At 61.2% G+C, this 9,069-nt stretch carries 10 protein-coding genes; 1 reads left to right on the top strand and 9 read right to left on the bottom strand.

Translation table 11 applies throughout. The features are described 5' to 3' along the window. The first annotated feature begins 120 nt into the window (after positions 1 to 120). Positions 121 to 1,248, top strand: coding sequence for a PilT/PilU family type 4a pilus ATPase (locus ACOCD2_RS07250; protein WP_293646352.1), 1,128 nt, complete (start codon positions 121 to 123; stop codon positions 1,246 to 1,248). Positions 1,249 to 1,281: 33 nt separating this feature from the next. Here ACOCD2_RS07250 and ACOCD2_RS07255 read toward each other — a convergent pair whose 3' ends face one another. The 9 genes from ACOCD2_RS07255 to gshB are packed head-to-tail and all read right to left on the bottom strand — an operon-like array spanning position 1,282 to position 8,837. After that, positions 1,282 to 2,145 carry a dihydroorotate dehydrogenase electron transfer subunit gene (locus tag ACOCD2_RS07255; RefSeq protein WP_293646354.1) on the bottom strand — a complete coding sequence of 288 codons (864 nt, stop codon included), beginning with the start codon at positions 2,143 to 2,145 and terminating at the stop codon, positions 1,282 to 1,284. Beyond that, the gene (locus tag ACOCD2_RS07260; protein WP_293646356.1) at positions 2,142 to 3,431 is read right to left on the bottom strand and encodes a dihydroorotase; all 1,290 of its coding nucleotides are present in this window, start codon (positions 3,429 to 3,431) and stop codon (positions 2,142 to 2,144) included. The genes ACOCD2_RS07255 and ACOCD2_RS07260 overlap by 4 nt, the downstream gene beginning before the upstream one ends. Next, on the bottom strand, positions 3,428 to 4,402 hold the full coding sequence (locus tag ACOCD2_RS07265; protein ID WP_293646358.1) for an aspartate carbamoyltransferase catalytic subunit: 975 nt from the start codon (positions 4,400 to 4,402) through the stop codon (positions 3,428 to 3,430). Before ACOCD2_RS07265 ends, ACOCD2_RS07260 begins: the two co-directional genes overlap by 4 nt. Then, on the bottom strand, positions 4,399 to 4,947 hold the full coding sequence (gene pyrR / locus ACOCD2_RS07270; protein WP_293646360.1) for a bifunctional pyr operon transcriptional regulator/uracil phosphoribosyltransferase PyrR: 549 nt from the start codon (positions 4,945 to 4,947) through the stop codon (positions 4,399 to 4,401). The genes ACOCD2_RS07265 and pyrR overlap by 4 nt, the downstream gene beginning before the upstream one ends. Continuing rightward, positions 4,931 to 5,359, bottom strand: coding sequence for a Holliday junction resolvase RuvX (ruvX, locus tag ACOCD2_RS07275; RefSeq protein ID WP_293646362.1), 429 nt, complete (start codon positions 5,357 to 5,359; stop codon positions 4,931 to 4,933). The genes pyrR and ruvX overlap by 17 nt, the downstream gene beginning before the upstream one ends. Then, complete coding sequence (locus ACOCD2_RS07280; RefSeq protein ID WP_293646364.1) at positions 5,352 to 5,915, bottom strand: YqgE/AlgH family protein; 564 nt, start codon at positions 5,913 to 5,915, stop codon at positions 5,352 to 5,354. The genes ruvX and ACOCD2_RS07280 overlap by 8 nt, the downstream gene beginning before the upstream one ends. Before the next feature lie 26 nt (positions 5,916 to 5,941). Continuing rightward, the gene (locus tag ACOCD2_RS07285; RefSeq protein WP_293646366.1) at positions 5,942 to 6,823 is read right to left on the bottom strand and encodes a TonB family protein; all 882 of its coding nucleotides are present in this window, start codon (positions 6,821 to 6,823) and stop codon (positions 5,942 to 5,944) included. Next, positions 6,820 to 7,890 carry an FAD:protein FMN transferase gene (locus ACOCD2_RS07290; RefSeq protein ID WP_293646368.1) on the bottom strand — a complete coding sequence of 357 codons (1,071 nt, stop codon included), beginning with the start codon at positions 7,888 to 7,890 and terminating at the stop codon, positions 6,820 to 6,822. Before ACOCD2_RS07290 ends, ACOCD2_RS07285 begins: the two co-directional genes overlap by 4 nt. Continuing rightward, positions 7,887 to 8,837: a glutathione synthase gene (gene gshB / locus ACOCD2_RS07295; protein WP_293646370.1), complete on the bottom strand. Its 951-nt coding sequence runs from the start codon at positions 8,835 to 8,837 to the stop codon at positions 7,887 to 7,889. The genes ACOCD2_RS07290 and gshB overlap by 4 nt, the downstream gene beginning before the upstream one ends. Positions 8,838 to 9,069 lie beyond the last annotated feature (232 nt).

Raw genomic sequence — 9,069 nt, forward strand, 5'->3', positions numbered from 1 at the left:
AGCAGGATGCAGCAATCAGCGTATAGAACAAGCTCTAACGGGCAGTATGAACAAAATAGCAACTTTATTTCACCCGAAAATATACGGTGGAACAATGTTGCTTACTCTAAACTCTAGTAAATGGAATTCAATGACATTCTCCGTCTGATGTCCGACAAGAAGGCATCAGACCTGTTCATCACCGTGGGACGCCCGCCCTGCCTGAAGGTGGACGGCCACATCAAGCCCATCGCCAAGACGGCGCTGAGTGCCGATCAGACGCGGGAGCTGGCTTTTGGGCTGATGAGCCCGGAGCAGCGCGAGGAATTCAAGCACACCAAGGAATGCAACTTTGGCGTCAGTGCCGAAGGCATCGGGCGTTTCCGGGTCAGCGCCTTTGTGCAGCGGGATGCCGTAGCCATGGTGCTGCGCCGTATCGAAACCAGCATTCCCAGTTTCGAGGAGCTTCAGCTGCCGCCGATCATCGAGAAACTGGCGATGGTCAAGCGCGGCCTGATCATTTTTGTGGGTGCTACTGGCACCGGTAAATCCACATCGCTTGCCGCCATGCTGGGGTATCGCAACCAGCACAGTGACGGCCACATCATCTGTATTGAGGATCCCATCGAATTCCTGCACCAGCATCAGGGCTGCATCGTCGCCCAGCGGGAAGTGGGGATCGATACGGAATCTTATGAAGTGGCGCTGAAGAATACCCTGCGTCAGGCGCCGGACGTGATTCTGATCGGTGAGATCCGTACCCGGGAGGTCATGGAGCACGCCCTGACCTTCGCCGAAACCGGTCACCTGGTGCTGTCCACCCTCCACGCCAACAACGCCAACCAGGCCCTGGAACGGATACTGCACTTCTTCCCGGAAGAGCGCATGACCCAGGCGCTCATGGCGCTCATGGATTTGTCACTGAACCTCAAGGGCATCCTCGCCCAGCAACTGATTCCCCGTGCCGACGGTGTGGGTCGCCGGGCAGCCATCGAGGTGCTGCTGAATACGCCGCTTGCATCTGACCTGATTCTCAAAGGCAAGGTTCATGAGCTCAAGGAACTGATGAAACGCTCCAGGGAACATGGCATGATCACTTTCGATCAGGCTCTGTACGAACTCTATCTGGAAGGTGAGATTACCGAGGAAGATGCACTCAAGCACGCCGATTCCGCCAACGAGGTGCGCCTCACGATCAAGCTGGGCGACAATACCCCCGGAACACGTGCCCGGGATCTGGATGCTGCCATGCTGGTGGACGATTATTGAGGTCTGAATGCAGCAGCCGCAAACGCCGGGTGTTCAGAACACCCGGTAGCCATCGAACACAGGCCCGTCCACGCATACCCGCTGCATGGCCGGGCCGTTTTCTGTCTGCACCTCGACGCTGCAGCCGGCGCAGCCACCCACGCCACAGGCCATGAACTCTTCCAGGGAGACCTGCACCGGCAGAGCAAATTCCCGTGCCAGACTGACCACGGACTCCAGCATGGGGTGAGGGCCACAGGCGTAGAGCCCGACTTCGTTGCGTGCCTGTTCATCAAGGCTGTTCAGCCAGTGTCTTGCCAGGTCGGTGACATAGCCCTGATGCACGCCAGCCATGTCCTGCTGGCTGGCCAGGCGGCAGGGAATGTTCCAGTCATCCAACAGGGGCATGGTGGCGATGACGCCGTCGGGCACTCCCGGCAGCAGGATCTGTGAGGGATGGGGGTTGAACGGAAAGGGCACTTCCGAACCCAGTATGACCACAGGCTGGTGCTCGCTGCCCTTCAGGCTTTCCGCCACGAAGATCATCGGTGGCATGCCCACACCGCCACCGATGAGCAGGGGGCGTTTTTCCCGGATCTCGAAAGGTGTGCCGATGGGGCCGAGGCTGCTGAGAAATTCGCCCGTGGTGCGGGCGGCCAGCAGGCGGGTTCCTTCCCCCACCTGCTTGTAGAGCAGGTCGATCCAGCCTTCTTCCGCCGAGGCCCGCATGATGGAAATGGGGCGCCGCATGGGGCGCTGGGGATCCACCGTGAGGTGAACGAACTGGCCGGGCCTGGCGCTGGCCGCGCAGCGCGGTGACTCGAGGCGCAGGATGTGCTGGTCACCGGGATAGGCATGATGTTCGAGGATCCTGGCGTCTTCCAGGAAGATGCTGTCGCGCTGTGTCGGGTGCTTCATGAGGCCGATCTCCAGGTGGTACGCCCTTCAAACAGGGTATGTGTGACTCTGCCGCGGAATTCCCAGCTGGCAAAGGGGGTGTTCCGGCCGCTGCTGTGCATGCCCTCCGGATCCAGTGTCCAGATTTCATCAGGGTCGAAGATGCAGATATCCGCGCTGCGGCCACTGTCCAGCCGTCCCTGGGGCAGCCCCAGCGCCTGTGCCGGCCCCCAGGTCAGCCGGGCGATGACGGTCGGCAGGTCGAGGATGCCATCTTCCACCAGCTTGAGGCTCAGGGGCAACAGGGTTTCCAGGCCCGAAATGCCCGGCGCCGTGAGGGGAAAGGGTTCGGTCTTGGCATCCGCCTCATGGGGCTGGTGGTCGGAGCAGATCACCTCGATATCGCCGCTGGCCACGGCCTGGCGCAGGATGTCCCGGTCGGTCTGAGTGCGGAAGGGCGGGTCCACATGGCAGGCGGCATGAAAGCCATCCACGTCCGTATCGAGAAGAAACAGCTGGTGGATGGCCACGTCGGCGGACAGCCGTGCGCCGCCCCGCTTGGCCTGGCGGATCATCTCGATGGCGCGGCCGGTGGACAGGGTATGGAAATGGCTGCGGCTGTCGGTGTGTTCGGTCAGCGCCAGATCCCGGGCCACGGCTACGGTCTCGGCCGCCGAGGGTATGCCGGGCAGCCCCAGGCGGCTGGCGACACTGCCTTCGTGCATACAGCCGTCGGCCTTGAGATGGGGGTCTTCGCTGCACAGGATGACCGGCAGATCGAAGGTGCGGGCGTACTCCATGGCGTGACGGGTCACCAGGGTGTTGCCCATGCGCCTGCGCGTGTTGCTCACGGCGATACAGCCGGCCTGCTGCAGTGCGCCCATTTCCGCCAGCTGCTCGCCTTCCAGGTTCTTCGTCAGCGCACCGATGGCCAGTACCCTGGCGCTGCCGCAGGCCTTGGCCCGACGCCGGATCAGCTCCCACACAGCGGGCGTGTCGATGACCGGGCGCGTGTTGGGCATGCAGATGAGCGTGGTAATACCGCCCCGTGCGGCGGCCTCCGCCTCGCTGCAGATGGTGCCCTTGTGTTCCTCGCCGGGTTCACGCAGGTGCACGCCCAGGTCGATGATGCCGGGACAGATGATCTTGCCGCTGGCGTCGATGGTTTCTTTTGCCTCGAAGCCGCCCGGCTTCTCTCCCACGCCTGCGACTACGCCGTTTGTGATGAAAATATCCGTTTCGGCGTCGATGCCGTTGGCGGGGTCGATGAGGCGCCCCCCCCGGATGTGAATGCTGGAAGTGTTCATGTGCCCTGATCTCCGCTGCGGTTCCCCATGGCCATGGACATGACGGCCATGCGCACGGCGATGCCGTAGCTGACCTGCTGCAGGATCACCGACTGGGGGCCGTCTGCCACTTCAGATGTTATTTCCACGCCCCGGTTGATGGGGCCGGGGTGCATGACGATGGCATCGGGTCTGGCGCGCTGCAGCCGCTCCTGGGTCAGGCCCCAGAGCTGGAAGTATTCATGGGCCGACGGCAGCAGGGCGTTGTCCATGCGCTCGCGCTGCAGGCGCAGCATGATGATGACGTCCACGTCCTCGATGCCCTGTTCCAGGTCGTGGAAGACGTGCACGCCCAGGGTGCGCACATCGGCTGGCAGCAGGGTGCGTGGCGCGACCACCCGCACTTCGGACACCCCGAGGATGTTCAGCGCCATGATCTGGGAACGGGCCACCCGGGAATGCTGGATGTCACCGACGATGGCTACCCGCAGGGGGGTGAAATCCCCCTTGTGGCGGCGGATGGTGAACATGTCCAGCATGGCCTGTGTGGGATGGGCATGGCGGCCGTCGCCGGCGTTGATGACGCTCACCCCCGGCGCCACATGTTGCGCGATGAAATGAGCGGCGCCGGAAGCATGGTGACGCACCACGAACATGTCGCTGTGCATGGCCTCGATGTTGCGCAGTGTGTCCAGCAGGGTCTCGCCCTTGGAGGTGGCCGACACGTTCACGTTGAAATTGATCACGTCAGCGGACAGCAGCTTGGCGGCGAGCTCGAAGGTGGTGCGGGTGCGGGTGCTGTTCTCGAAGAACAGGTTGGTGATGATCTTGCCGCGCAGCAGGGGAACTTTCTTTACCTGGCGCCCGGGCAGCATGGCGAAGGATTCCGCGGCATCGAGGATCTGCACCAGCTGTTCCCGGCGGAAGCCCTCGATGCTCAGAAAGTGCCGCAGCTTGCCCTGTGTGTCTGTCTGTTGCGGTTCGGCGTTCATGTCTTTTCCCGGTTGACCCGCGAGCCGTTGATCGCCAGGTTGAGCGGCTCCGGTCCCTGCAGGCGGATGTGCTCTTCGTCGGCCAGGGGCGGTTCGAGGCCGATGATGTCCGGCTGAATGGGGAGCTCCCGGCCGCTGCGCTCGATGAGGGTGACCAGGGTGATGGAAGCCGGACGGCCGAAGTCGAAGATTTCGTTCATGGCGGCGCGTATGGTACGCCCGGACTGTATGACGTCGTCCACCAGGATGATGTGCCGGTCGTCCACAGCAAAGGGAATGGAAGAGGGTTTTACCTGGGGATTCATGCCGATGCGGGTGAAATCGTCGCGGTAGAAGCTGATGTCCAGCTGCCCCAGCGGTTGTTCGATTTGAAGCAGCGTATGCAGGCGTTCGGCGACCCACACGCCGCCGGTGTGGATGCCGATCATCACTGGCGCTTCTATTTCCCTGTCCTGCAGATGGCGTTCGGTCAGGCGCGCCATGCCCTGGATCAGATCCAGGATGGCGTCATGCTGCATGAAGATACGGTTACTGCTGTTGTTCATGGGCGCTGAACCAGGTTTCGAGGATGAGTTTGGCGGCCATGGAATCGATGCGGGTGACATCGCGCTCGGCGATGCCGCCGATGCGGCTCCAGGCTTCCCGGGATGTTAGCCGTTCATCGGCCAGGTGTACAGGCAGGCCGAAGCGCCCGTGCAGTTGCCGGGAAAACTTGCGTGCGGCCACGGTCATGGGGGTTTCGTTCTCTTCCGGCCCGATGGGCAGACCGACCACCAGGGCATCGGGCTGCCATTCCTCGGTCAGGTCTGCGATGCCGTCCCAGTCGGGTTTGTTCTTCACCAGGTGCAGTACGGTCAGCGGTGTGGCGGTGGCGGTGAGTTCCTGTCCCACGGCGACACCGATCTTGCGGGTGCCGTAGTCGAACCCCAGCAGCGTCATGCTGCGCGGCTCAGGCATGGCCGCCGGTGTTGCTGATCAGATTCACGTCCACGCCCGCCAGCCTGGCGGCAGCTTCCCAGCGCTCTTCCACAGGCGTGTGAAACAGGATGTCCTTCGAGGCAGGACCGAATATCCAGGCATCCTGCTGCAGTTCCTGTTCCAGCTGACCCGGCCCCCAGCCGGCATAGCCCAGGGCGAAGAGGATCTCTTCCGGACCTTCGTTTCTGGCAAGCGCCCTGACCAGATCCTGGGAGGTGGTAACTGCCAGGTCGTCACCGATCAGGAGGGTGGATTCCCAGCGTTTTGCGGGAGTGTGCAGGAGGAAGCCCCGGTCTTCCTGCACCGGCCCGCCGATGAAGATGGGCATGTCCGATGGCGTGTCTGGTCTTTCCCCGATGTCCATGTGATGCAGGATATCGGTAAGCTGCAGGGCGCTGGGGCGGTTGATGACGAGGCCCATGGTGCCTTCGCCTGTGTGTTCGCAGATATAGGTGACGGTGCGGGAAAAGTTGGGGTCCTGCAGGCTGGGCAGGGCGATGAGAAAGTGGTTCGTGAGAGATGACGCTTCGCTCATGGCGATTATTGTATCAGGCGGCCACCCTATTTGCTGGAAAACAGCCGGTTGTTGCTGAGAAACTGCCAGGTGCGGGTGATGTCCAGAATATCCACTTCCTTGCGGATCTCTGCCGGGAAAGGGGCGAAGGGCGCCGCAAGGCACACGATGCGTACGGCGGCGTCGTCTAGGATCTTGTGTCCCGAGGAGCGCACCACGCGAATCTGCTGAACGGAGCCGTCGGCGCGCAACGAGACATGCAGCAGCAGATCGCCGTACAGTTTCTTGCGCTTGGCCTCGTCGGGATAGTTGAGGTTGCCCACGCGTTCCACCTTTTTGCGCCAGGCCTCCAGATAGGCCGCGTAGCGGTATTCCCTGGTGCTGGCATTGATGGCCTTGTGCCGTGGGAGCTGTGAAGCGTATTCGCTGTTCCTGTCCAGTTCGGCAGTCAGGCGGGCGATTTCCTGGCGGGTGCTGGAAAGCAGCTGGGTCATGTCGGGCTTCGGCCTGGCTCTGACGGGGGCTTTCTTTTTTACCGGCACCTGGCGCACCACCTTTTTCCTGCTCGCCACCACCTTGGGCTGCTGCTGTTTTTCCGGTGCGGGTGTGCCGCTGCGCACCTGTTCGACAGTGGCTTTCTCGCTCTTTTTCAGCGCTGGCTGGCTGGGGACAGCCCTGGGGCGGGCATGGCCTGCCTTTTCGGTGCTGCCTTCCTGGTTCTGCTGCGCCATGAAATCCGCCTCTTTCGGTGCCGGCTGTTTCCTGGGCGTGGGCACCAGGATGACATCCAGGCTGGGCTGGGTGGCAGGCTTGGGCGGTGGTGGCAGTTCGAAGCTGACGCCAAGTATCAGCAGGGCATGCACCAGAACGGCGATCACCGTCATGGTGATCATGGCTTCATTGTGATGCTGCTGACGTATGGCGGTCATGGGCGGTCTGCTGTCACCGTATCCGTCAGCGGTGCCGAGATTTCCACAGGCTGGTTCCTGTCCATCAGTTGTACACGCTTCTTCATGGCGGGGTTCATGTGCACGATGTTGTCGGTGTCGATAAGCAGTACGTACTTGATGCCCATTTGCCTGGCGATGCGGTGCCAGTCTTTCGGTCCTGCCACGAACAGGGCGGTTGCTGCGGCGTCCGCCACGGTGGCGTTGTCATGGATGACAGTCACCGAGCGCGTGCCTTCTGCCGGGTAGCCGGTGCGTGGATCGATGATGTGGTGATAGAGCTTTCCTTCCCAGAGATAGTTGCGTTCGTAGTTTCCGGAGGTGAAGACGCTTTCGTCGCCGGAAACATACAGGAAGCCCAGGGTGCCCGAACCGGAAGGGCTGCGGATGGCGATGCGCCAGGGATGGCCGCCGCGGGAGCCGATAGCGCGCAGGTCGCCCCCACTGTTGACGATGGCGTTCTGGATGCCCATTTCCTTGAGATGTTCGATGGCCAGGTCGATGCCATAGCCTTTGCCGATGGCGCCGAAATCCAGCTGCACCGCAGGATTGCTGCACTTGGCGTGGATGCCGTCGATGGTGATGTCGTCCATGGTGGGATGAGCCGCCAGCAGCTTTTCGATGGCTTCTTTTTCCGGCGGGCGATGATCTTCCAGGGTGTCGCTCTGGAAGCCCCACAGTTTGATCAGGCGGCCCACGGCAGGATTGAACAGGTTGTCGCTCTGCCTGGCGAGCTGCCTGGCCTTTTTCATCAGGGTCAGCACGGAAGGGGGCACGGCGAAGCGTACCCCCTCGGCCAGCAGATTGTTGGTGCGGGTCAGGGGGCCGGGTGCCCAGGCATGCCAGGCCTTGTTCATGATGGCAAAATCGTCTTCCAGGGTTTCCACGGCCCGCATGGCGCGTTCGAGGGTAACGCCCACGATGCTGATGTCCGTTAGTGTGCCGAATGTCAGGAAACGGCTGTTGTAGACCGGCTGGGGCCTGTCACAGGCGCTCAGCAGCAACAGCATGACCAGCAGGGGGGCGGCAAGGCGAACGGCAGTCGTCATGTGTTGATTCTTTTCTCTATGCAATCCATCAGCATGGCGCTGATATTGAGGTTGTAGATAGCGTCCAGTTCCCGGATGCAGGTCGGGCTGGTGACGTTGACTTCGGTGAGATAGTCGCCGATTACATCCAATCCTGCAAACAGAATTCCCGCTTCTTTGAGGCGGGGTGCCACCTGGTCCACAATCCAGTGATCCCGCTCACTCAGTTCGATGCCATGGGCATTGCCGCCGGCAGCCAGGTTGCCGCGGTTCTCGCCTGCCCGGGGAACCCGTGCCAGCGCCCAGGGTACGGCAACGCCATCCACGACCAGGATGCGCTTGTCGCCGGCGCTGATCTCCGGGATGAATTTCTGCGCCATGGCATAGCGGGTCTGTTTTGCGGTGAGCGTTTCCAGGATGACCGCTGTGTTCGGATCGCCCTGCTGAACGCGGAAGATGGATTCGCCGCCCATGCCGCCCAGGGGTTTGACGATGATGTCGCCGTGACAGCTGAGGAAATCGGTAAAATCCTGATAGCTGCGTGAAACCAGCGTGGCGGGCGTGCATTCTGGAAACCAGCTGGTGTAGAGCTTTTCGTTGGCATCACGCAGGGCACTGGGGCGGTTGACCACCAGGCAGCCCTGCACCTCGGCCTGTTCCAGCAGGTAGGTGGCGTAGATGTATTCCATGTTGAAAGGCGGATCCTTGCGCATGAGGATGGTTTGCAGCCTGCCCAGTTCGGCGGTTTTTTCTTCTTTGAATTCATACCAGTTTTCCGGATCGTCCCGGATATGCAGCCGTTTCATCCGGGCCATGGCCTTGTTATCCAGCAGAAACAGGTCATTCATCTCCATGTACCAGAGATTCCAGCCGCGGCGCTGGGCTTCCAGCAGCATGGCAAAGCTGCTGTCCTTGACAGTTTTGATGGATTCTATGGGGTCCATCACAATTCCAAGATTTGTTGTCATGCTATTTTTACCGGTTCGAAAGTGATTGTATGGCAGCGCATGCATTGTCAATGTGCATTGGCCCAAAGATTTGAATCAACAGCCTTGCGCTCGAAAACGGAGCTTGCTATGTTGCGGCTATAAAGGCAAAAAAAGTTTGCCATAAAACCTGAATCCGTGATTCCAGAACGTCAAAACCCGCATTTTACCGACATGACTCGGCAGGAGCCTCTGTAATCGGCATGACATCGAA

Source organism: Thiolapillus sp., assembly GCF_048562965.1.
Lineage (GTDB): Bacteria > Pseudomonadota > Gammaproteobacteria > Chromatiales > Chromatiaceae > Thiolapillus > Thiolapillus brandeum_A.

Coding starts and splice junctions, on each gene's coding strand:
- ACOCD2_RS07250 (WP_293646352.1), top strand. CDS start 121: ATGGAATTCAATGACATTCTCCGTCTGATGTCCGACAAGAAGGCATCA.
- ACOCD2_RS07255 (WP_293646354.1), bottom strand. CDS start 2,145: ATGAAGCACCCGACACAGCGCGACAGCATCTTCCTGGAAGACGCCAGG.
- ACOCD2_RS07260 (WP_293646356.1), bottom strand. CDS start 3,431: ATGAACACTTCCAGCATTCACATCCGGGGGGGGCGCCTCATCGACCCC.
- ACOCD2_RS07265 (WP_293646358.1), bottom strand. CDS start 4,402: ATGAACGCCGAACCGCAACAGACAGACACACAGGGCAAGCTGCGGCAC.
- pyrR (WP_293646360.1), bottom strand. CDS start 4,947: ATGAACAACAGCAGTAACCGTATCTTCATGCAGCATGACGCCATCCTG.
- ruvX (WP_293646362.1), bottom strand. CDS start 5,359: ATGCCTGAGCCGCGCAGCATGACGCTGCTGGGGTTCGACTACGGCACC.
- ACOCD2_RS07280 (WP_293646364.1), bottom strand. CDS start 5,915: ATGAGCGAAGCGTCATCTCTCACGAACCACTTTCTCATCGCCCTGCCC.
- ACOCD2_RS07285 (WP_293646366.1), bottom strand. CDS start 6,823: ATGACCGCCATACGTCAGCAGCATCACAATGAAGCCATGATCACCATG.
- ACOCD2_RS07290 (WP_293646368.1), bottom strand. CDS start 7,890: ATGACGACTGCCGTTCGCCTTGCCGCCCCCCTGCTGGTCATGCTGTTG.
- gshB (WP_293646370.1), bottom strand. CDS start 8,837: ATGACAACAAATCTTGGAATTGTGATGGACCCCATAGAATCCATCAAA.